Source organism: Achromobacter sp. LC458 (genome assembly GCF_001005835.2).
GTDB classification, from domain to species: Bacteria; Pseudomonadota; Gammaproteobacteria; order Burkholderiales; family Burkholderiaceae_B; genus Achromobacter; species Achromobacter spanius_B.
The window spans coordinates 17,382-38,694 of the sequence record NZ_LBHW02000039.1; the positions used below are offsets into that span (position 1 = coordinate 17,382).

Annotated in this window: 17 protein-coding genes; 10 read left to right on the top strand and 7 right to left on the bottom strand. The window is 63.3% G+C overall.

Translation table 11 applies throughout. The features are described from left to right. Positions 1-19: 19 nt before the first annotated feature. From YH64_RS24360 to YH64_RS24380, 5 genes are all read right to left on the bottom strand, one after another. Positions 20-928, bottom strand: a complete 909-nt coding sequence (locus YH64_RS24360) for a LysR family transcriptional regulator (RefSeq protein ID WP_046806898.1) — start codon at positions 926-928, stop codon at positions 20-22. A gap of 10 nt (positions 929-938) precedes the next feature. After that, positions 939-2,024 carry an ABC transporter ATP-binding protein gene (locus YH64_RS24365; protein WP_143215517.1) on the bottom strand — a complete coding sequence of 362 codons (1,086 nt, stop codon included), beginning with the start codon at positions 2,022-2,024 and terminating at the stop codon, positions 939-941. Beyond that, complete coding sequence (locus YH64_RS24370; protein WP_046806896.1) at positions 2,021-3,733, bottom strand: iron ABC transporter permease; 1,713 nt, start codon at positions 3,731-3,733, stop codon at positions 2,021-2,023. The genes YH64_RS24365 and YH64_RS24370 overlap by 4 nt, the downstream gene beginning before the upstream one ends. Positions 3,734-3,874: 141 nt before the next feature. Further along, on the bottom strand, positions 3,875-5,212 hold the full coding sequence (locus YH64_RS24375) for an extracellular solute-binding protein (protein ID WP_046806895.1): 1,338 nt from the start codon (positions 5,210-5,212) through the stop codon (positions 3,875-3,877). Positions 5,213-5,343: 131 nt separating this feature from the next. Next, positions 5,344-5,790 (bottom strand): FlxA-like family protein, encoded by a 447-nt coding sequence (locus tag YH64_RS24380; RefSeq protein ID WP_046806894.1) that lies wholly within the window; start codon positions 5,788-5,790, stop codon positions 5,344-5,346. Between the two features lie 142 nt (positions 5,791-5,932). On the opposite strand from YH64_RS24380, the gene YH64_RS24385 reads away from it, so the two are divergent. Then, positions 5,933-7,258, top strand: a complete 1,326-nt coding sequence (locus YH64_RS24385) for a solute carrier family 23 protein (RefSeq protein WP_046806893.1) — start codon at positions 5,933-5,935, stop codon at positions 7,256-7,258. Positions 7,259-7,690: 432 nt separating this feature from the next. Beyond that, a complete protein-coding gene (gene greA, locus YH64_RS24390) occupies positions 7,691-8,167 on the top strand; it encodes a transcription elongation factor GreA (protein WP_006221068.1) in 477 nt (158 codons plus the stop codon). A gap of 130 nt (positions 8,168-8,297) precedes the next feature. Here the strand turns inward: greA and YH64_RS24395 are convergent, their stop codons facing one another. Beyond that, complete coding sequence (locus YH64_RS24395; protein WP_046806892.1) at positions 8,298-8,900, bottom strand: YhbY family RNA-binding protein; 603 nt, start codon at positions 8,898-8,900, stop codon at positions 8,298-8,300. An 18-nt stretch (positions 8,901-8,918) separates the two neighbouring features. Between YH64_RS24395 and YH64_RS24400 the strand changes: the two genes are divergently transcribed. The 5 genes from YH64_RS24400 to YH64_RS24420 all read left to right on the top strand — a co-directional run bounded on the left by YH64_RS24400 (position 8,919) and on the right by YH64_RS24420 (position 14,883). Next, positions 8,919-9,551, top strand: a complete 633-nt coding sequence (locus tag YH64_RS24400) for an RlmE family RNA methyltransferase (protein ID WP_046806891.1) — start codon at positions 8,919-8,921, stop codon at positions 9,549-9,551. A 216-nt stretch (positions 9,552-9,767) separates the two neighbouring features. Then, on the top strand, positions 9,768-11,657 hold the full coding sequence (ftsH, locus tag YH64_RS24405; protein ID WP_046806890.1) for an ATP-dependent zinc metalloprotease FtsH: 1,890 nt from the start codon (positions 9,768-9,770) through the stop codon (positions 11,655-11,657). A gap of 18 nt (positions 11,658-11,675) precedes the next feature. Further along, positions 11,676-12,521, top strand: coding sequence for a dihydropteroate synthase (gene folP / locus YH64_RS24410; protein ID WP_046806889.1), 846 nt, complete (start codon positions 11,676-11,678; stop codon positions 12,519-12,521). After that, entirely contained in the window at positions 12,518-13,861 is a 1,344-nt protein-coding gene (gene glmM / locus YH64_RS24415) for a phosphoglucosamine mutase (RefSeq protein ID WP_046806888.1), read from the top strand. Before folP ends, glmM begins: the two co-directional genes overlap by 4 nt. 215 nt (positions 13,862-14,076) lie before the next feature. Further along, positions 14,077-14,883 (top strand): GNAT family N-acetyltransferase, encoded by an 807-nt coding sequence (locus YH64_RS24420; RefSeq protein WP_046806887.1) that lies wholly within the window; start codon positions 14,077-14,079, stop codon positions 14,881-14,883. Between the two features lie 177 nt (positions 14,884-15,060). On the opposite strand, the gene ppx is transcribed toward YH64_RS24420, so the two are convergent. After that, positions 15,061-16,548 (bottom strand): exopolyphosphatase, encoded by a 1,488-nt coding sequence (ppx, locus tag YH64_RS24425; RefSeq protein WP_046806886.1) that lies wholly within the window; start codon positions 16,546-16,548, stop codon positions 15,061-15,063. A 223-nt stretch (positions 16,549-16,771) separates the two neighbouring features. Between ppx and ppk1 the strand changes: the two genes are divergently transcribed. The 3 genes from ppk1 (at position 16,772) to pstC (ending at position 21,300) form a co-directional block, all read left to right on the top strand. Next, the gene (gene ppk1 / locus YH64_RS24430) at positions 16,772-18,847 is read left to right on the top strand and encodes a polyphosphate kinase 1 (protein WP_046806885.1); all 2,076 of its coding nucleotides are present in this window, start codon (positions 16,772-16,774) and stop codon (positions 18,845-18,847) included. A gap of 219 nt (positions 18,848-19,066) precedes the next feature. Beyond that, entirely contained in the window at positions 19,067-20,107 is a 1,041-nt protein-coding gene (gene pstS, locus YH64_RS24435; RefSeq protein ID WP_046806884.1) for a phosphate ABC transporter substrate-binding protein PstS, read from the top strand. Between the two features lie 176 nt (positions 20,108-20,283). Next, a complete protein-coding gene (pstC, locus tag YH64_RS24440; protein ID WP_046806883.1) occupies positions 20,284-21,300 on the top strand; it encodes a phosphate ABC transporter permease subunit PstC in 1,017 nt (338 codons plus the stop codon). Positions 21,301-21,313: the final 13 nt, after the last annotated feature.

Sequence of the window (21,313 nt, forward strand, 5' to 3'; positions counted from 1 at the left end):
TGTGATGCGCAAATAAGGCTTAAAGCTGGGCCGGTGCGATTGCCGCGCGCGGCTTCCAGACGGTTTGGATGAGGGAGCTTAACGCCACCAGCGCGGGTTCGCTGGCGCGTTCATAGGGCAGGATGAAGCCTAGCATGGCGTCGGCACGTGCCTGGCCCCACACCATGAAATCATTCGAGGCCGCGCCGGCCAAGGCGGTTTCCTCCCGCAACAACGCGCAGCCCGCGCCGGCGCGCACCAGCGCTTCCAAATTGGCCTGGTCATCGTTCTGCATGACGACGCGAGGCGACAGGCCGTGGCGTTCAAACATGTCGCGCAGCAACAGATGCGTGTGGCTGCCCGACGGGCCGTCCAGCCACGGCAACTGCGCCACTTCGCGCCAGCCGCCGCGCTTTAGCACCGCGGCATGGTCGTGGGGCAGCGCGATGCGATAGCGCACGCTGCGCAGCGGCAGCCACAATACGCCACGCGGGGGATTGGCCGCGATGGTCAGCGCCGCCGGCAGCCGCCCGGTGCTGACCTGTTCGGCCAAGGTGGCCGTGGGCAGTGTCTGCGTCTTCAGTTCCACTAGCGGCAGGCGCTGCGTGACGGCCGCGGCCAGCTCGCCCAGGCGCAGGAAATCCGGTTTTTCGCTGGGCACGCCAAGCTCCACAACGCCATGCAGGCTGCCTTGCAGCTGTTGGGCCTCGGACTTGAATTGCGCGCCCAGCACCAGCAGCGATTCCGCCGTGGGCAGCAGCACCTCGCCCGCCTTGGCCAGCGCCAGCCGCCCGCCACTACGGTCGAACAGCGCCACGCCCAGGCTCTGTTCCAGCGCCTTGATCTGCGCGGTCACGGCGGGCTGCGTCAGGGACAGCGCTTCGGCCGCCTTCGTCAGGTTGCCCAGGCGGGCAACCGTGACGAAAGCGCGGATCTGATAGATTTCCATGGCCGCCAGTTTAGGCCGCCAACAGCCGCACTTGCGTGGGTTCCAGTCCGATGGATACCGGCGCGCCGATAGGAAACGGCGACAGCCCGGCCAGGTGCGACTGATCCGCCGTCAGGCGTTGTTCACCGATCAGCACCTGGTAGCGCGTGAACTCGCCCAGGAATTCGCTGCTTTCCACAATGCCGGGCAGCCACACATAGCGCGCGTCGCCCAGGCCGTCCGCCATTTCGATCTGTACGGTGTGCGGCCGGAAGCTGGCGGCCAGGCGGCTGGCGGCGGGGGCTTCCGCCGTCAAAGGCAGGTGCAGGTCGCCCACGCCAGGCACGGCCAGCACTACGCTGCCGCTGGTGCGTTCACGCACATCGCCTTCCAGCACATTCATCGTGCCCACGAAGTTGGCCACGAAGCGGTTCGTCGGATAGTCGAACAGCGTGCTGGGCGCGCCGATCTGCTGCACCACGCCGTGGTCCAGCACCGCCATGCGGTCGGCCGTGGTCATGGCTTCTTCTTGGTCGTGCGTGACGAAGATGGTGGTGATGCCCAGGCGCCGTTGCAGGCTCAACAGGTCCTGGCGCATCTGCACGCGCAGCTTCTTGTCCAGATTGGACAGAGGCTCGTCCAGCAGCAGCACCTGCGGTTCAATGACGATGGTGCGTGCCAGCGCCACGCGCTGCTGCTGCCCGCCGGACAGCTGGTTGGGCCGGCGCTTGCCATACTGCGACAGGCCCACCAGTTCCAGCGCGGCTTCGACCTTGGCGCGAATCTCGGCGCGCGGCAACTTGCGTTCGACCAGCCCGAAGGCCACGTTGTCCCACACCGTCATGTGCGGCCACAACGCGTAGTTCTGGAACACCATGCCGATGTTGCGATTCCAGGGCGGGGTGCCGGTGATGTCCTTGCCGTCCACCAGCAACTGGCCGGCGCTATGGCGATTGAAGCCCGCGATCAAGCGCAGCAACGTCGACTTGCCCGAGCCGGACGGGCCCAGCAGCGCAAAGAACTCGCCCGGCTCGATGTGAATGTTTACGTCTTTCAGCACTTCCGTCTTGCCATAGGACAGGCGGATGTTGCGGCACTCTACGCTGACCTTCTTCATGCGGATTCCCCTTCAGTGCGTGCCGGACGCTGGCGCGACTGCGCGCGCTCTACCAGCAGGTGCGATACATACGTGCCGATGGCCACCGCGGCCACCGCCAGCACGCCCAGCGCGGCGCCGGGCCCCCGGCCCGCCGCGCTTTGCATATACAGATAGATGCCGTAGCTCATGGGCGCCTGGCTGTCCTTGGTGACCAGCATGATGGTGGCCGACAATTCCACCGCCGCCGTCACGAAGCTGGTCACGAAGCCGGCCAGCATGCCGCCCGCCATCAAGGGCACGACGACACGGCGGATCGTGCTCATGCGGGTGGCGCCCAGCGATTGCGCGGCTTCCTCCAGCGACACGTTGATCTGCTGCAACGAGGCCACGCACGAGCGCAGCGCGTAGGGCAGGCGCCTGACTGAATACGCGATCATGATGATGATCCACGACGAGGTCAGCAACGTGCCGGTACCCGGCAGCTCGATGCCGCGAAACGTGCGCAGGAAACCGATTGCCAGCACGATGCCCGGTATCGCCAGCGCGGCCGACGCCATCAAGTCCAGCCACTGCCGCGCCGGCAACCGCGTGCGCAGCATCAGGTAGGCGATGGCGGTGCCAAGAATGACGTCCACCCCGGCCGCCAGACCGCAATAGAGCAAGGTGTTGGCGATCATGCCCTGCGATTCCGAGAACACCGCCGAGTAATGCGCCAGCGTGTAGCCATCCGGCAGCGGGGCGAAGCTCCAGACGCTGGCCAGCGACAGCAGCAGCACGCCCATGTGCGGCGACAGCACCAGCAGCAGCACCAGGATGATCCACCCATAGGCCAGCACGCTTTCCATCGGCCCCAGCTTGCGCTTCTGGATGGAGTTGCCGCCCTTTTGCAAGGTGGAATAATCGCGCCCCTTCAGCACGCGCGCCGACAGCCACAGCGCCAGAATCGAAAACGCGATCATGATGACGCTGATCACATAGCCCAGCGGATCTTCCAGCCCCACCTGCGTAATGCGCAGGTACGCTTGCGGCGCCAGCATGTTGGTCGTGCCCAGCACCAGCGGGGTGCCCAGGTCGTCGAACACCTTGACGAACACCAGCGACGCGCCGGCCACGTAGCCGGGCAGGGCCAGCGGGAAAATCACGCGGCGGAACAGGCGAAACCCGCGCGAGCCCAGGTTGAATGCGGCTTCTTCCATGGCGCCGTCGATGTTGCGCAACGCCACCACCAGGTTCATCAGGATGAACGGAAAGTAGTGCAGCGCTTCAACAAAGATGACGCCGTTCAAGCCTTCCATGAACGGGACGGTGAACCCGAACCAGTCGTTCAGCAGCAGGTTGACGCTGCCCGACCGCCCGAAGATCAGCTGCATCGCGACGGCGCCCACAAACGGCGGCATGATCAGCGGCAGCACGCCCAGCGTCTGGATGATCAGCGCACCGCGAAAATCGAAGCGCACCGTGAAGTACGCCAGTGGCACCGCGATCAGCGAGGCCAGCAGCGCCGACCAGCCCGCCACGTACAGGCTGTTGAAGAACGCTTCCTGCATTAGCGGCTGATTGAAGAAGGCGCCGAAGTGGCCCATCGTGAAACTGCCGTCGGCGTTCACGAAGGCGCTGTAGAAGACCGTGCCCACGGGCACGACAAGAAAAAGCAGCAGAAAGCCGAATACCAGCAGCGCCGTCAATACGGGGCCGGCGGGCAGGCGTGAGTGGCCCGAAGAATTCATCGAGATTCCCGAAATCGTTGCCAGGGGACTGCGCCCCGGGCGCGTGCCCGGGGCGGTTCGCTATGGGCGGTTCGCCACGGGCGGTTCGCCACGGGCGGTCAGCCACGGGCGGTTAGCCACGGGCGGTCAGCCAGAGGCGGCTTACAGCGCGGCAGCCTGCTTGGCCAGCTTCACGGCTTCTTCGTAGTTGGCCTTGGACTTGCCGTTCCACTCGCCTTCCAGTTGCGTGATCTGCTGGTTGACCGCGGCGTCTTTCTTATTGCCCGCGAAGATCGCCAGGAAGGCCGGGTCGGCGGCCTTCTTGCCATCGACCAGCGGTGCCCAGGCAAGCTTGCGCGCCTGGGCCAGCAGCTCGGCCGCCTTGCCCGACTTGGCCTTGTCGCCCAGCTTGGCCTCGGCGTCGTAGATCGCCTTGGTGGCGGCCTGCAATTCCTTCAAGCGGAAAGTGACGGTTTGGTCATACAGCGATTGCACGACGTAATAGCGCGTCTGGGACAGGTCGGCGTTAAATTGCACCTTGCTGCGCTTGGCAATGTCCGCGGGGTCCGGATAGCCGGGCGGGATCTTGCCGGCAAGCGCGGAATACGGCAGCACCGGAAGACGCGAGATCTTCGGTTCCAGCAGCAGCTCCTGGCCGGCCTGGCTTAACGTGAAGGCGATGAACTTCTTGCCTTCCTCGGTATTTTTCGCACCGTCGATCAAGGCGATGTTGGCCGGCACGATCGCGGTCTCGGACGGATAGACGAATTCCACGGGGAACTTCGAATACTTGCTGGACAGGCCAAAGAAGTCGATGACCGGGCCGGCGCCGAACTGGCCGTTGTTCACGCCGTCGGGCACGCCGAATGACCGTTCTGTCACCGCGCTGCTGTTGCCGGACATGCGCAGCAAGGTGTTCCAGCCGTCATCCCAGCCTTCGCCTTGCAGGATGGTTTCCACGGTCAAATGCATGGTGCCCGAGCGCGACGGCGACGTGATGCCCACGTGGCCAAACCACTTGGGCGACAGCAAATCCTTCCACTCCACGGGCGCGGGAATCTTGTGCGCCGCGATATAGCGCGTGTTGTAGACGATGCCGTAGCCGGCCAGCGCCTGGCCCAGGTACATGCCCGACGGATCGTTGATGGGATAGTTGCCCACCTTGTCCGGCACGTCTTTGTTCGCCACGTCGGACGATTTGGCCAGCAGCTTGTCGCGGCCCAGCACTTCGAAGGCGTCGGGCGCGCTGGCCCAGAACACTTCGGGGCGTTGGCCGGCGGGCGTTTCGCGCACATAGGCAATGCCCGACACGGTGTTCTTGTTCAGGATTTCCAGCGTAATGCCGGGGTTGGCCTTTTCAAACGCGGTCTTGTAGGCCTGCGTCAGGTCCTTCGGGAACGACGTGATCACCGTGACGGTGCCGGACAGGGCAGGTGCCGAGCAGACGGCCAGCAGGGCGCCTGCAAGGGCGCCTGCAAGGGCGGTGCGCATTGCATACATGGTTTGTCTCCGTAGTTTTAATTTGTCTGGAGACAGTAATGTCTGGTCTGCAACGCGTCCAATCAGAAATTTTGATGCGGCTCATCAGCGTGGGGCCGTGATGGTGGCCCCCCGCTGATGACGCGCTGCGATCAAGCCGTGGTGGATACGCCGGCGCCCGATGCGCCGGCCGCGGCGCTGGCCATGGCCGCCTTGGCCTGCTGGACCAGCACCTGCTGGATCTGGCCTTGGATCTGCATGGCCTGGCCGTTCAGCGCTTGAAGCTGCTGTGCCTTCATCTCGTCCGACATGCCGCTGGCCTGCACCTTGGCGATCTGATCCATGATGCGCTTGAGCTGCTTTTGCAGCTCTTTGATCTGACGCGTGAATTCGTCGTCGTTACCGGTGTCTTCCGAGGCCTTGGTGCCCCCAACGCTCAGCGCCCCAGCGTTGTTGACGCGGATCTTGCCGTCGGGGGTGACCGTGGTCGCCTCCCCGCCCGCGGGATCCTTCGCTTCCTTATTGGCTTGAATCTTCTGGACCCACAGCTCGGCCAAACTGCCGATCCGGGATGAGCCGCCGAGGGAATTGATAGCCATGATGTCTCCTGGTACTTGGGGGGAATTGCGGGGCGTTCAACTAATGAACGGCATTGGGCAAGCGCAACTTAAACATTGCCGCCTTTTCGTGGCCCCCTTTACACTGGCGCCCGCTTACCCCGACACCTTATTTGGGATATCCATGTCCAATTCCTATTTCCCGCGTTGGCGCCTGGCGGACGACGCTGAACCCGGCGTCATTATTGCGCCCGACGAACGGCTGTCCTGGCCCAAGAACATCGCCATGGGCGCGCAGCACGTCGTGGCCATGTTCGGCTCGACGGTGCTGGCGCCGTTGCTGATGGGCTTTGATCCCAACGTCGCCATCCTGATGTCCGGCATCGGCACGCTGATCTTCTTCCTGTTTGTCGGCGGCCGGGTGCCCAGCTACCTGGGGTCCAGCTTCGCTTTCATCGGCGGTGTGATCGCGGTCACCGGCTATGCGGGCGGTGGCGCCAACGCCAACATCGGCGTGGCGCTGGGCGCCATCATCGCGTGTGGCCTGGCGTATACGCTGATCGGGGTGATCGTGTGGATCGTCAATGCGCGCTCGGGCAGTGGCGCCAACTGGATCGATGCCTTGATGCCGCCTGTCGTCACGGGCGCGGTGGTTGCGGTGATCGGCTTGAATCTGGCGCCCATCGCGGCCAAGGGTGCGATGGGCGCGTCGGGTTTTGACACGTTCATGGCGCTGGTCACCATTGTTTGCGTCGGCGGCATCGCCGTCTACACCAAGGGCATGGTCCAGCGCCTGTTGATCCTGGTCGGGCTGATCCTGGCGTGCGTGGTGTACGCCGTGCTGGCCAACGGCATGGGGCTGGGCAAGCCCATCGACTTTTCGGGCGTGGCCGCCGCAGCCTGGATCGGCTTGCCGCATTTTGCCGCTCCGGTCTTCAAGGCCGAAGCCATGGGCCTGATCGTGCCGGTCGCCATCATCCTGGTCGCCGAAAACCTGGGGCACGTGAAGGCCGTCAGCGCGATGACGGGCCAGGACCTGGATCGCTATCTGGGCCGCGCCTTCGTGGGCGACGGCGTGGCAACCATGGTGTCGGGCGCGGTGGGTGGCACGGGCGTCACGACCTACGCCGAGAACATCGGGGTCATGGCGGTTACCCGCATCTATTCCACGCTGGTCTTCGTCGTGGCCGCGCTGATCGCCGTCGTGCTGGGCTTTTCGCCTAAGTTCGGCGCGCTGATCCAGACGATTCCCGGGCCCGTGTTGGGCGGCATGTCGGTGGTGGTGTTCGGCCTGATCGCCATTGCGGGCGCGCGGATCTGGGTGGTCAACCAGGTGGATTTCAGCGACAACCGCAACCTGATCGTCGCCGCCGTCACCTTGGTGCTGGGCGCGGGCGACTTCACCATCAAGATCGGTGACTTCATGCTGGGCGGAATCGGCACCGCCACGTTCGGCGCCATCATCCTGTATGCGCTGCTGCGCCGTCGGAAGCCGGGGCCGGTGGTCTAGGCGTGGGGCGGCCGGGTCGTGGCCCCGGTCGGTGATCTGGCCGGTATCTGGCCGGTATCTGGCCGGCGCCGCGCCAGGCTCGATGACAAAATACTATTGAATAGTATCTTTTTGGCCACAGCCCTTCGCGATCCTCAAGCCAGCCAGCGCCGCGTTGAGGGATTTTTGACGAAATAGCCGTTTTTGGCGGGTTACAGCCCCGAAATGCGTGTAAAAGCACGTTTTTCGGGGTGGCTTGCAATTCCGGTGGAGTTTGCCCACAATATGACTTTGATTGCCCCGGTTCCGACCCGAGCCGGGGTTTTGTTTTGGTCGTCCGCGCCGCTAGCTTCGTGTCAAATCTTGCACCGACAGCGGGTGCGCGCCAGGGTAACGACCTTCACCGAGAACGCTCCGTCGGGGCGTTTTTCTACTTTTTGTTTGGGAAACGACATGTCTGCCATTCCTTTGACCGTGCGCGGGGCCGAGCGCTTGCAAGAAGAGCTCCAGCGGCTGAAAACCGTGGAACGTCCTGCCGTTATCAACGCCATCGCCGAAGCGCGAGCGCAGGGCGATCTGTCGGAAAACGCCGAATATGACGCTGCTCGCGAGCGCCAAGGCTTTATCGAAGGCCGGATTGCCGAACTTGAAGGCACGCTTTCCAACGCCCACCTGATCGATCCGACTTCGCTGGATGCCGAAGGCCGCGCCGTGTTTGGCGCTACCGTGGATATCGAAGACCTGGATTCGGGTGACCGCGTGACGTACCAGATCGTCGGTGACGTCGAGGCCGACATCAAGGCCAATCTGATTTCCGTATCCAGCCCGGTGGCGCGTGCGCTGATCGGCAAAAGCGAAGGCGACGTGGTCGAGGTCAAGGCCCCGGCTGGCGTTCGCGAATACGAAGTTCTGGGCGTGCGTTACATCTAACGCGATCGCCTTGGCGGTACACTGTCAAAACGCCATAGCTTGAAGCCTGCGTTAGGCTGGCTGCCCGCGGTACCTACGCGGATCGCTATGGTGGACCGGGCGCGTAAAGCGCCCGTTTTTGTGCCCGGCCTTATCTTTTTGCTGTCTTGCGGCTGGTGCCGCTGCGTGCTCCGGCCCGCAGGCTCAGCGCACTGCCGGCGCGGCGGGGAATGCCGTGGCCGCTGGTGGTAGCCCGCTTGTTGCTGGGGCGCATGGGCTTGCCGTTCTTGTTCAGCTGGTCTTGCGGCACGAAGCGGGCCTTGGCCGGCTTGGGCTCTTCGGACTCGCTACGGCGCGGACGCTTGGCCAGGCTCTTGCCTTCGGCGGCCAGCTTCTTCGGCGTGTAGGGTTCGGAAGCGCGGCGCTTGGCAGGAGCCACGGGCTCCATAGCAGCCAGCGCGGCGGGCTTGACGTTGCCGGCCAGGGGGCGGAACAGAATCAGGGTCTTGCCCAGGTGGTGCACCGGGGCGCAAGACAGCGTGTCGCAGATCGTCGACAACATGGTCTCGCGGGCCTCGCGGTCATCGCCGCCGGCGCGTACCTTGATGAGGCCATGAGAAGCCAGTGCCAGGTCGATTTCCTTGAGCACGGCTTCGGTCAGGCCATTGTCGCCAATCAGGACGACGGGGCGCAGAGGGTGAGCGGCGGAGCGAAGGTCGCTGCGCTCACGAGAGGTAAGTTCTAATATAGGCATGCGTGGAATTGTACGGTAATGGCCAAGAATAAATTCTCTAAAGACTGGATTCACCAGCACATCAACGATCCCTATGTGAAGCTGGCGCAACAGAAGGGCTATCGCGCCCGTGCCGCCTTCAAGCTGATCGAGATCCTGGACACTGAAAAGCTGATGCGCCGGGGCGACCTGGTCATTGACCTGGGCTCGGCTCCGGGCAGCTGGTCCCAAGTGGCGCGCGAGCGCCTGGCCGGGCCGGGCGGCGTCGTGGACGGACGTATTATTGCGCTGGATCTGCTTCCCATGGAGCCGGTGGCCGGGGTGGAATTCATCCAGGGCGACTTCCGCGACGATGACGTTCTGAAACAATTGGAAGACATGGTCGGATCTCGCGCCGTAGACCTTGTAATCTCGGATATGGCCCCCAACTTGTCAGGCGTGGGTAGTGCCGACTCCGCGCGCATTCAGCATGTGTGCGAGCTGGCGATGGAGTTTTCCCGCGCTCATCTCAAGCCCAATGGGGCGCTGATCGTCAAGGCCTTCCACGGCAGCGGCTTTTCGCAGATCGTGCAGTCCTTCAAGCAGCACTTCAAGCGTGTAGTCGAGCGCAAACCAAAGGCGTCTCGGGATAAATCCTCGGAAACCTTTCTGGTTGCCCGCGATCTGAAGTAACCCGGGCCTGGGCATGCTGCCTTGGAACCCCAAAGAACTTACCTGCTTGCCGAGACAACGACCACCATAACGACAAATCAGACGTAACTACACGGACCCCAGGGATCCCAGGACGCAATCGGGTCCAACAGGGTAGAATGGGCTATTGACATACTTGTGACTGTGCCATATGCGGGTGCGCGGTTGCCGGTCGGAATCGAAAGCAGGAGATCGACCTTGAATAATTCATTTTCGAAAGTCGCTGTCTGGATGGTGATAGCCCTGGTGCTGTTCACCGTCTTCAAACAGTTCGACGGACGCGCTCAGACCCAGGACGGCGTGACCTACACGCAGTTCATGGACGACGCCAAGGCGGGACGTATCCGCAAGGTCGACGTTCAGGGCGACGTGCTGTACGTCACCCCGGACGCGGGCCGCGCCTATACGCTGACTTCGCCCGGCGACCTCTGGATGGTCTCCGATCTGCTGAAGTACGGTGTCCAGGTCTCTGGCAAGCCGCGTGAAGAGCAATCGCTCCTGATGAGCATCTTCGTGTCGTGGTTCCCCATGCTGCTGTTGATCGGCGTATGGGTTTTCTTCATGCGACAGATGCAGGGCGGCGGTAAGGGCGGAGCCTTCAGCTTCGGCAAATCGCGCGCTCGCATGCTCGACGAAAACACCAATCAAATCACCTTTGCCGACGTTGCCGGCTGCGATGAAGCCAAAGAAGACGTCCAGGAACTGGTCGACTTCCTGCGCGACCCCAGCAAGTTCCAAAAGCTGGGCGGCCGCATTCCCCGTGGCGTGCTGATGGTGGGCTCGCCGGGTACCGGCAAGACGCTGCTGGCCAAGGCCATCGCCGGCGAAGCCAAGGTACCGTTCTTTAGCATCTCGGGTTCGGACTTCGTTGAAATGTTCGTCGGCGTGGGCGCGGCCCGTGTCCGCGACATGTTCGAAAACGCCAAGAAGCACGCGCCTTGCATCATCTTCATCGACGAAATCGATGCAGTGGGCCGTCAGCGCGGCGCCGGCCTGGGTGGTGGCAACGACGAACGCGAACAAACGCTGAACCAGATGCTGGTTGAAATGGACGGCTTTGAATCCGGCCAGGGGGTCATCGTGATCGCCGCAACCAACCGTCCCGACGTGCTTGATCCGGCGCTGCTGCGTCCGGGCCGTTTCGACCGTCAAGTCGTGGTGCCGCTGCCCGATATCCGTGGCCGCGAGCAGATCCTGAAAGTCCATATGCGCAAGGTTCCGCTGTCGCCTAACGTCGACCCGACCATCCTGGCGCGCGGCTGCCCCGGTTTCTCGGGCGCCGACCTGGCCAACCTGGTCAACGAAGCCGCGCTGTTCGCCGCCCGCCGCAATGGCCGCACGGTGGATATGTCCGACTTCGAAAAGGCCAAGGACAAGATCATCATGGGCGCCGAGCGCCGCTCGATCGTCATGCCCGAAGAGGAACGCAAGAACACCGCGTACCACGAGTCCGGCCACGCGATCGTTGCCCGCCTGCTGCCCAAGACTGACCCGGTCCACAAGGTCACCATCATTCCGCGCGGCCGTGCGCTGGGCGTGACGATGCAGTTGCCGGAAACCGACCGCTACAGCATGGACAAGGGCCGCTTGCTGTCCACCATCGCCGTGCTGTTCGGTGGCCGTATCGCCGAAGAACTGTTCATGGACCAGATGACGACGGGGGCCTCGAACGACTTCGAACGCGCCACCGCCATCGCCCGCGACATCGTCACCCGCTACGGCATGACGGACGAGCTGGGCCCGATGGTCTATGCCGAGAACGAAGGCGAAGTGTTCCTGGGCCGCAGCGTCACCAAGACGACGCACATGTCCGAAGCCACCATGCAGAAGGTGGACACCGAGATCCGCCGCATCATCGACGAGCAATACCAAGTTGCGCGCAAGATCCTGGAAGACAATCGCGACAAGGTCGAAGTCATGACGGCCGCGCTGCTCGAATGGGAAACCATCGACGCCGACCAGATCAACGACATCATCGAGGGCCGTCCTCCGCGTCCCCCGAAAACGCCGCAAGGTCCGTCGGATTCGACGGACACGCCGCCCAGCACCGGGCTGGCGGCTGGCGGCAGCACGGCTGCAGCAGTCTGAGGTTTTTTGTCCTGAGTCATGGCAAATAACTTCCTTTGCGGGCGCTTCGAGTTTGATCTCGAGCGCCCGCTTGTCATGGGTATCGTCAATGTCACGCCGGACTCGTTTTCCGACGGCGGCCAGCACGACGATACGGATTCCGCGGTGGCGCACGCGCGCCAACTGATCGAAGAAGGCGCCCAGATCCTTGACCTGGGCGGCGAATCGACGCGGCCGGGCGCCGACCCGGTGTCCATCACGGACGAGCTTGATAGGCTGTTGCCCGTGATCGAGGCCCTGCGAGATTGCGGCGTGCCGCTGTCCATCGACACCTTCAAGCCCGAAGTCATGCGCGCCACGCTCGATGCGGGGGCCGACATGATCAACGACATCTATGGCTTCAGACAGCCCGGCGCCATCGAGGCGGTAGCGCAATCGCGCTGCGGGCTGTGCGTGATGCACATGAAGGGCGAGCCTCGCACCATGCAGGCCGCGCCCCCCGAATACACCGACCTGATCGGTGAAATCGGACTTTTCCTAGGTTCGCGCGCGCAGAAGCTGCGTGCCGCCTGGGTTGACCCCCGCCGTATCGTGCTGGACCCGGGTTTCGGCTTCGGCAAGACGGCAGACCAGAATTTCCAGTTGCTGCGTCGGCTGTCCAGCTTGCGCAGTGGTGGCTATCCATTGCTGATCGGCCTGTCGCGTAAAAACATGATCGGGCAGGCCACGGGCCGACCGGTCGGCGACCGGCTGCCCGGCAGCATCGCCGCAGCGCTTGCCTGCGTGTCGCGGGGCGCCTCCATCGTGCGTGTGCACGATGTTGCCGCCACCGTTGATGCCCTTAAGGTATGGCATGCGGCCGAACAAGGAGCAATCAGTTCATGAGTCAACGCAAGTATTTCGGCACCGATGGGGTGCGCGGTGAAGTAGGCGGCCCGGTCATCAATGCCGAGTTCGCCCTGCGCCTGGGTTATGCGGCCGGCCGTGTGCTGGCGCGCGAGCACGCCGGACGCGGCGGCAGCCGCCCGCAAGTGGTCATCGGCAAGGACACGCGCATTTCCGGCTACATGCTGGAATCCGCGCTGGAAGCCGGTTTGTCGGCTGCGGGCATCGACGTGCTGCTGGCCGGCCCGATCCCGACGCCGGCCGTTGCGTACCTGACCCGCGCGCTGCGCCTGGTGGCCGGCATCGTGATCAGTGCTTCCCACAATCCGTACCAGGACAACGGCATCAAATTTTTCTCTGCGCAGGGCATGAAGCTGCCGGACGAAATCGAAGCCGCCATCGAGGCCGCGCTGGACGAGCCGCTGGGTTGCGTCAGCTCTGAAGGCCTGGGCCGCGCCCGCCGCATGTCGGACTCGCAGGGCCGCTACATTGAATTCTGCAAGAGCACCTTCCCCAACGACCTGGACTTGAACGGGATGAAGATCGTGGTAGACGCCGCCCATGGCGCCGCCTACAACATCGCCCCCCATGTGTTCCGCGAACTGGGCGCCGAAGTGCATGCCATCGGCGTGCATCCGGACGGCTTCAACATCAACAAGGGCGTGGGCGCGCTGCACCCCGAGTCCCTGGCCAAGGAAGTGCAGGCGCGTGGCGCGCATCTGGGCGTTGCCCTGGACGGCGACGCCGACCGTCTGCAAGTGGTTGATGGCGAAGGCCGCATCTACAACGGCGACGAATTGCTTTACGCCATCGTCCGCGAGCGCATGCAGCGCGGCAAGGTCGACGGCGTGGTGGGCACGCTGATGACCAACTTCGGTTTCGAGCGCGAAATGCAGCGCCTGGGCGTTGGTTTCGAGCGCGCCAACGTGGGCGACCGCTACGTGCTGGAACAGATGCAGGCGCGCGGCTGGCAGTACGGCGGCGAAAGCTCGGGCCACCTGCTGTGCCTGGATTGCCACTCCACGGGCGACGGCATCATCGCCGCCCTGCAGGTGCTGACTGCCTTGCGTCGCGGCAATACGACGATGGCCGAGTGGGTGCGCGACCTGCGCATGTACCCGCAGAAGATGATCAACGTGCCGTTGACCCCGGGCCAGGACTGGAAAACCCACCCCGGCCTGACCGCCGCCCGTGCCGCCGTCGAGGCCGAACTGAACGGCCGTGGCCGGATCCTGATCCGCGCATCGGGCACTGAACCGAAGCTTCGCCTGATGGTCGAAGCTGAAGATGAATCCCTTGCCGTTTCCTCCGCAGAGAAGCTCGCCGCCAGCCTGGCCTGAGCCCGGCCCAGCCGCTTTAGAAAAAGCCATCCACCGAGTCTCGGTGGGTGGCTTTTCTGCATTCGGGCTTGGTATTGAATTGTAAAGTTTTGTCGAGATTCGCCTAAAGTAGACCCATCTCCCCCGAACTAAACTTCATAGTCACGTAACATATTGGTCAAGTCTTTGACATACAGGGCGTCCAAACTGACCGGACTCTCTAGGAGCTACGCGCAATGCTGGAATTAGCACGCACCACCCCAAGCCGTAAACCCGCCGAACCCTGGATGGGCAACTCCCCGAAAGTGTTGGCGGTAGGCCTGGCGCGCACGGCTGAAGAAATCGAGCAGATCCAACGTCTGCGCTACGACGTCTTCACCGAGGACATGGGCGCGGTGTTTCCCGACGCGCATGACGGTATCGAGCATGACCGCTTCGACCCCTATTGCGAACATCTGATGGTGCGCGAAATGGATACGGGCCGCGTCGTCGGCACATATCGCATCCTGACGCCGGAAAAAGCGCGGGAAGCCGGCGGCTACTACGCGCAGTCGGAGTTCGATCTTTCCGGGCTGGGCCCGATTCGCGACCAGCTGGTTGAAGTCGGCCGCTCGTGCACCCATTCCGACTACCGCAACGGCGCGGTGATCATGTTGCTGTGGTCCGGCCTGACGGAATACCTGCGACGCGGCGGCTACGAATACGTGCTGGGCTGCGCCAGCGTCAGCCTGCGCGATGACGGCGTGACCGCCGCGGAAGTGTGGCGCACGATCATGCCGCAGCTGCCCCAAAGCGGTGATCCCCACGTGACCCCGCTGCACCGTTACCCGGTTGAGAAGCTGAACAGCACGCTGCCGGCCCGCGTGCCGCCACTGATCAAGGGGTATCTGAAGCTGGGCGCCAAGGTCTGTGGCGAACCCGCCTGGGACCCGGACTTCAACGCCGCCGACTTCCCGGTGCTGCTGAAAATGGAGCGCATGGACGAGCGCTATCGCCGCCACTTCGGGCTGGACCAGCCCGCGGCCCTGAACGGCCAGCGCTGATCATCATGCGCCGCCTGTTCCGCCGAATGAAAATCAGATTGATACGGCGGGCCACGCGGCCTTTGCGGCTTGAACTCAAGCAGCTGCGCCGTCAGACGGATCTGTCTTTGTTTTAAAAAAGGGCAATGGCGCCAGCGCCATTGCCCTTTTTGTTGCCAACGCGCCGGAATTGCGCTGTCAGAATTCCAGCACTTCGAACGAAAAGCCCACCTTGTTCCATTCGGCTTCTTCCGCACGCAGCGTGAAGTCGCTTAAGGGGTGTTGCGCCAGCCATTCCCGGTTGACCCGGACCACGATGGAGTTTTCGCGCACCGACGCGGTCAGCGGCAGCGGTTCGATTTCGCCACGGCGGCGGAACAGCAATACCGCCAGGCGCAGGCTCAGGATGGCTTTCCATTGCGGCCGCGTGCGGATCAGCGGTTCCAGCTTGGTCAACTTGCCCTGATGGCCCAGCGCCAGTAGCGCCAGCAACTGCTGGTCGGCGCGCGAGAAGCCCGGCATGTCGGCGTTTTCAAGCACGTACGCCGTGTGCTTGTGATACGCGTTGTGCGCGATCGACAGGCCCACTTCGTGCAAGTCCGCCGCCCAGCCCAACGCCGGCCGAAGTTCGGCGCGTTCCGGGCCTTCGGGGAACATGGCGTCGAACAGCGTCAGCGCCGCGTGGCGCACGCGCCGCGCCTGGTTGACGTCGACGTGATAGCGCTTCATGAACTGGCGTACCGATTCGTCGCGCTTGTCGTGCTCGTCGTCGCGGCCCAGCAGGTCGTACAGCACGCCCAGGCGCAACGCGCCGTCACCCGTGTGCATGACGTCGATGCCAAGCTCATCGAACAGCGCGGTCATGATGGCCAGCCCGCCGGGCAGCACATCGGAACGCTCGATCTTGATGCCCGGCAGCTCTGACGGGATGACGCGGCCCGAACGCACGATGCGGTCTTTCAGCTTGGCCAGCCCGGCGCGCGTGATGCCGCGATCGGAAAAGCGGCTTTCGGTCAGGATGGCGAACAGGGCCTTGGCGGTGCCGGACGAGCCATAGGCCTCTTTCCAGCCCATCTTGCGGTACTGCTTGGCGATGACTTCGATTTCGCGTCGCGCTGCCAGCTCGGCCTGCTTCATCTGGTGCGCATCGACCACGCCATCCGAGAAAAACTGGCGGCTGTAGCTGACGCAGCCCATGTACAACGAGGACATCAGGGCAGGCTCGTGGCCCTTGCCGATGATGACCTCGGTGGACCCGCCGCCAATGTCGATGACCAGGCGCTTGTTGGGCGATGGGGGCAGGGTGTGGACCACGCCCGAGAAGATCAGGCGCGCTTCTTCACGGCCGGCGATGACTTCAATGGGAAAGCCAAGCGCGGCTTCCGCGCGCGGCAGGAAATCCCGCGTGTTGCGCGCGACGCGAAACGTATTGGTGGCAACCGCGCGCACCCGGTTGGGGTGGAAGCTGCGCAGGCGGTCGCCAAAACGCTCCAGGACGGCGATGGCGCGCTCGATGGCGTCGTCGCCCAAGCGTTTCTCGGCATCCAGGCCGGCGGCAAGCCGGACGGTTTCCTTGAGACGATCGATCTGGTAAATCTGGGGCGTACCGTCCTGTTGAACGATGCGTCCGATGGAGAGGCGAAAGCTGTTGGACCCGAGGTCCACCGCGGCCAGAAGTTGATCCATGCGGCTCGTAATATAGGCTTTGAGGTGGCCTGATTATAGAGACCCCATGTGACAGTGCCTTGAGATTCGGGTTTTCGCTTATGGATCATGGGCTTGGCCGAATAATCCGGTTGCGCTATATGTCCCGATTTTGACGTACGCTACGGTTTTGCACTTGTGTCATAGAACCGTCACTCTTTTGCAGTAAAACTCCACGCTCTGTTCCCAACGTATGGAATCCGGTATGCCCACACGCCCGCCCGGCGAGCCCTTGCTCATGAATCGTGAGTTGTCGCTGCTCAAATTCAACGAACGCGTGCTTGCGATGGCGGAAGATCCGAAAACGCCGCTGCTGGAGCGCCTGCGGTACGTGTGTATCGTCAGCTCGAACTTGGACGAGTTCTTTGAAATCCGGATTTCCAGCTTGAAAGAGCAGCAGCGCCAGTCGCCGAACCTGGTCGGCCCTGATGGCATGACGCCCGATCAGGCGTTTGAAAACGTCCAGCAGGCCGTGCACGAGCTGGTGGCGCGGCAATACAACCTGCTTAACGACGCCATCCTGCCCGCCATGCAGTCCGAGGGCATCACCCTGCATCACGCGTCCGAATGGAATGCCGAGCAGCAGCAATGGGCGCGCGACGTGTTCAACCGCGATGTGATGCCGCTGCTGACCCCCATCGGGCTGGACCCGGCGCATCCGTTTCCTCGTGTCTACAACAAGAGCCTGAATTTCATTGTGTCGCTGGCCGGCGCCGACGCCTTCGGGCGTCAGGCGTCGATTGCCGTGGTGCAGGCGCCGCGCGCGCTGCCGCGCCTGATCAAGATGCCGCCCGAACTCTCCGGCCATCCGGAAGGCTTCATCTTGCTGACGTCGCTGCTGCGCGCCTTCGTGGGCGAACTGTTTCCCGGCCTGGAAATGCTGGGCTGCTACCAATGGCGCGTGACCCGCAACAGCGACCTGTTCGTGGACGAGGAAGAAGTCACCAACCTGCGCCACGCCCTGCAAGGCGAGTTGTCGCAACGCAATTTCGGCGCCGCCGTGCGCCTGGAAATCGACAAACTGACGCCGGTGGAACTGGAGACCTTTCTTCAGCGCGAATTCTCGCTCAAGGCCGAAGACACGTACCGCGTGCCCGGGCCGGTGAACCTGTCGCGTCTGATGCAGCTGTGCAATTCCGATCTGCGGCCCGACCTGCTGTTCCCGGAATACCGCGCGCCCGTGCCTGCGCCTTTTGACAAGGTGGGCGACAAACCACAAGACCTGTTCGACGCAGTGGCCCAGCAGGACCGCCTGCTGCACCACCCGTACCAGTCGTTTCAGCCGGTCATTGATTTCCTGACGGCGGCGGCGCTGGACCCCGACGTCATGGCCATCAAGCAGACCATCTACCGCACCGGTGAAGACTCCGAGCTGATGAAGATCCTGCTGGCGGCGGCGCGCGCCGGCAAGGAAGTGACGGTGGTGGTGGAATTGATGGCGCGCTTTGACGAGCAGACCAACATCAACTGGGCGTCCAAGCTGGAAGAGGTGGGGGCGCATGTGGTCTATGGCGTCGTGGCCCACAAAACGCACGCGAAGATGGCCGTGGTGCTGCGCCGCGAAAAAGGCCGCCTGCGCCGATATGCGCACCTGGGCACCGGCAACTACCACCCGCGCACCGCGCGTCTGTACACGGACTTTGGCCTGCTGACGGCCGACCCGAAATTGTGCGAGGACATGGACAAGGTCTTCGCGCAGCTGACGGGCCTGGGCGCGCGCCGGTCGCTGAAGGCGCTGATGCAATCGCCCTTCACCATGCACGACGGGATGGTGGCGCTGATACGCGCCGAGGCCCGCGCGGCCAAGGCGGGCAAGCGCGCCCGCATCATGGCCAAGATGAATTCGCTGCTGGAAGAGCAGATCATCGAAGAGCTTTACAAGGCCAGCCAGGCGGGCGTGAAGATTGACCTGATCGTGCGGGGCGTGTGCGCGCTGCGGGCCGGCGTGCCGGAACTGTCCGAGAATATCCGCGTGCGGTCCATTGTGGGACGCTTCCTGGAGCATTCCCGCGTCTTCTATTTCTACGCCGATGGCGAGGAAACGGTGTATCTGTCGTCGGCCGACTGGATGGACCGCAATTTCTTCCGCCGGGTTGAAATCGCGTTCCCGGTCTACGACAAGGCGTTGAAGAAACGCGTCATCGACGAGGCGTTCACCTATGCGCTGCGCGATAACCAATTGGCATGGCAGCAGCGGCCCGATGGTGATTACACCCGGGTAAAAAGCCGGCGCGAGCCCTTCAATCTGCATCAATACCTGATTGAAAAGCTGGGCGTGTAGCGTCCGTTCCGACCACAGGGCCTTTGCGTGAGCGAACGCGGCCGCCCCGGTATTTCCGGGGCGGCCGCGACGTTTTTAGCGGGGTGCAAAGCGCTTGATGAAGCGTATGTGACTGTCACTATCTTGTCACGTTGGGCCCCTAAGATGCGAGGGTCGCTGAAAGACAGGCACTAGAAAAAGCCTGACTAGACTCCTTTAACGAGCACAGAAGGAACCCTGATGTTCAAACGTGTCTTCAAACAAGTTTCCGTGGGCGTTGCGCTGAGCGCCGCCGTTTTCGCCGTCCAGGCCGCCGATGTGACCGGCGCGGGCGCATCGTTCCCGTACCCGATCTACGCCAAGTGGGCGTCGGACTACAAGGCAGCCACCAACAACGCGATCAACTACCAGTCGATCGGTTCGGGCGGCGGCCAACAGCAGATCATCGCCAAGACCGTCGATTTCGGCGCCTCGGACGATCCCATGAAGGCGGCTGACCTGGAAAAGAACGGCCTGCTGCAATTCCCGGCCGTGATCGGCGGCACCGTGGCCGTCGTGAACATCGACGGCGTGGAACCGGGCAAGCTGAAGCTGTCGGGCGCCGTGCTGGCCGACATCTTCCTGGGCAAGATCAAGAAGTGGGACGACAACGCCATCAAGGCGCTGAACCCGGACGTCAAGCTGCCGTCGGCCGACATCATCGTCGTGCACCGTTCGGACGGCTCGGGCACCACCTTCGGCTGGACCAACTACCTGTCCAAGGTGTCGGCTGACTGGAAGTCGCAAGTTGGTGAAGGCAAGGCCGTCAAGTGGCCCACCGGCCAGGGTGGCAAGGGCAACGAAGGCGTCGCCGCCTACGTCGGCCAGCTGAAGAACTCGATCGGCTATGTGGAATACGCCTACGCCAAGCAAAACAAGCTGGCCTGGACGCAACTGCAGAACAAGGCCGGCAAGTTCGTCCAGCCCGAGCAAAAGGCGTTCGCTGCCGCGGCCGCCAACGCCGACTGGAAGGGCGCGCCGGGCATGGGCGTGGTCCTGACCGACGAGCCGGGCGCCGATTCGTGGCCCGTTACCGCCGCCACGTTCATCCTGGTGCACAAGTCGCAAGCCAAGCCGGCGCAAGGCAAGGCCGTGCTGGAATTCTTTGACTGGGCGTTCAAGAACGGCGCCAAGTCGGCCGAAGCCATGGACTACGTGCCGCTGCCGGAAGCCGTGACCAAGGAAATCCGCGCCGCCTGGGGCGAAGTCAAGTCCGCCGACGGCACCCCCGTCTGGAAGTAAACCGGGGACAGCGCGCAAGATTGGCGTCTGACCTGCCTCGGGCACGGCCTGACGCTTGCCTGCCACGCGCTTGACCCGATGGCGACCGCCCCGGAAATCTTGGCCACCAAGAGACCCGGGGCGGCTCGCCCCAGCAGTTCCCGTTTCCACCCAGGTCATCTAAGGAAAGTCCATCCATGAGCGCGGTAATGGATAATAGTGTGCCGCTTTCGCCCAGCGTGGCGGACTCCGTGACTACCGGCACGCCTTCGCCTATGAAGCAAAATAAAAACGCGCTGATGGATGCGCTGTTCAAGAATCTGACCCGCCTGTTCGCCTTCCTGGTGTTCATCCTGCTGGCGGCGATTCTGGTATCCCTGATCTACGGCAGCCGCGAATCGCTGGCCAAATACGGCCTGTCGTTCCTGTGGCTTAACGATTGGGACCCGGTCAACCAGAACTACGGCGCCGTGGTGCCCATCATCGGCACCTTGCTGACGTCGGCCATCGCCCTGATCATCGCCGTGCCGGTTTCGTTCGGCATCGCCATCTTCCTGACCGAACTGTCGCCGACGTGGCTGCGTCGCCCGCTGGGCACCGCCGTCGAAATGTTGGCTGCCATTCCGTCCATCATCTACGGCATGTGGGGACTGTTTGTCTTCGTGCCGGTATTCCAGCAGTACGTGCAGCCGTTCCTGATCGCCACGCTGGGCAACGTGCCCGTCATCGGCGGGCTGTTTGCCGGGCCGCCTTTCGGCATCGGCATCTTCACCGCCGGTCTGATCCTGTCGATCATGATCATCCCGTTCATCGCCGCCGTGATGCGCGACGTGTTCGAGCTGGTGCCGGCGATGCTGAAGGAATCCGCCTACGGGCTGGGCAGCACGACCTGGGAAGTGATGTGGCGCGTGGTGCTGCCCTTCACCAAGTCGGGCGTCATCGGCGGCATCATGCTGGGCCTGGGCCGCGCCCTGGGCGAGACGATGGCCGTGACGTTCGTGATCGGCAACGCGTTCAAATGGTCGGGCTCGCTGTTCTCGCCGGGCAACTCGATTGCTTCCGCGCTGGCCAATGAATTCAACGAAGCAGGCGGCATTCAGAAGTCGGCGTTGCTGGAACTGGGCTTGATCCTGTTCCTGATCACGACCATCGTGCTGGCCCTGGCCAAGGTGCTGCTGGTACGCCTTTCCGCCGGCGAAGGCCGTAAGACCTGACGCGCCGCGAGCA

Bases quoted from the DNA above. Each gene is read 5' to 3' on its own strand.
- YH64_RS24360 (WP_046806898.1), bottom strand. From the start codon at position 928: ATGGAAATCTATCAGATCCGCGCTTTCGTCACGGTTGCCCGCCTGGGC.
- YH64_RS24365 (WP_143215517.1), bottom strand. From the start codon at position 2,024: ATGAAGAAGGTCAGCGTAGAGTGCCGCAACATCCGCCTGTCCTATGGC.
- YH64_RS24370 (WP_046806896.1), bottom strand. From the start codon at position 3,733: ATGAATTCTTCGGGCCACTCACGCCTGCCCGCCGGCCCCGTATTGACG.
- YH64_RS24375 (WP_046806895.1), bottom strand. From the start codon at position 5,212: ATGTATGCAATGCGCACCGCCCTTGCAGGCGCCCTTGCAGGCGCCCTG.
- YH64_RS24380 (WP_046806894.1), bottom strand. From the start codon at position 5,790: ATGGCTATCAATTCCCTCGGCGGCTCATCCCGGATCGGCAGTTTGGCC.
- YH64_RS24385 (WP_046806893.1), top strand. From the start codon at position 5,933: ATGTCCAATTCCTATTTCCCGCGTTGGCGCCTGGCGGACGACGCTGAA.
- greA (WP_006221068.1), top strand. From the start codon at position 7,691: ATGTCTGCCATTCCTTTGACCGTGCGCGGGGCCGAGCGCTTGCAAGAA.
- YH64_RS24395 (WP_046806892.1), bottom strand. From the start codon at position 8,900: ATGCCTATATTAGAACTTACCTCTCGTGAGCGCAGCGACCTTCGCTCC.
- YH64_RS24400 (WP_046806891.1), top strand. From the start codon at position 8,919: ATGGCCAAGAATAAATTCTCTAAAGACTGGATTCACCAGCACATCAAC.
- folP (WP_046806889.1), top strand. From the start codon at position 11,676: ATGGCAAATAACTTCCTTTGCGGGCGCTTCGAGTTTGATCTCGAGCGC.
- glmM (WP_046806888.1), top strand. From the start codon at position 12,518: ATGAGTCAACGCAAGTATTTCGGCACCGATGGGGTGCGCGGTGAAGTA.
- YH64_RS24420 (WP_046806887.1), top strand. From the start codon at position 14,077: ATGCTGGAATTAGCACGCACCACCCCAAGCCGTAAACCCGCCGAACCC.
- ppx (WP_046806886.1), bottom strand. From the start codon at position 16,548: ATGGATCAACTTCTGGCCGCGGTGGACCTCGGGTCCAACAGCTTTCGC.
- ppk1 (WP_046806885.1), top strand. From the start codon at position 16,772: ATGCCCACACGCCCGCCCGGCGAGCCCTTGCTCATGAATCGTGAGTTG.
- pstS (WP_046806884.1), top strand. From the start codon at position 19,067: ATGTTCAAACGTGTCTTCAAACAAGTTTCCGTGGGCGTTGCGCTGAGC.
- pstC (WP_046806883.1), top strand. From the start codon at position 20,284: ATGAGCGCGGTAATGGATAATAGTGTGCCGCTTTCGCCCAGCGTGGCG.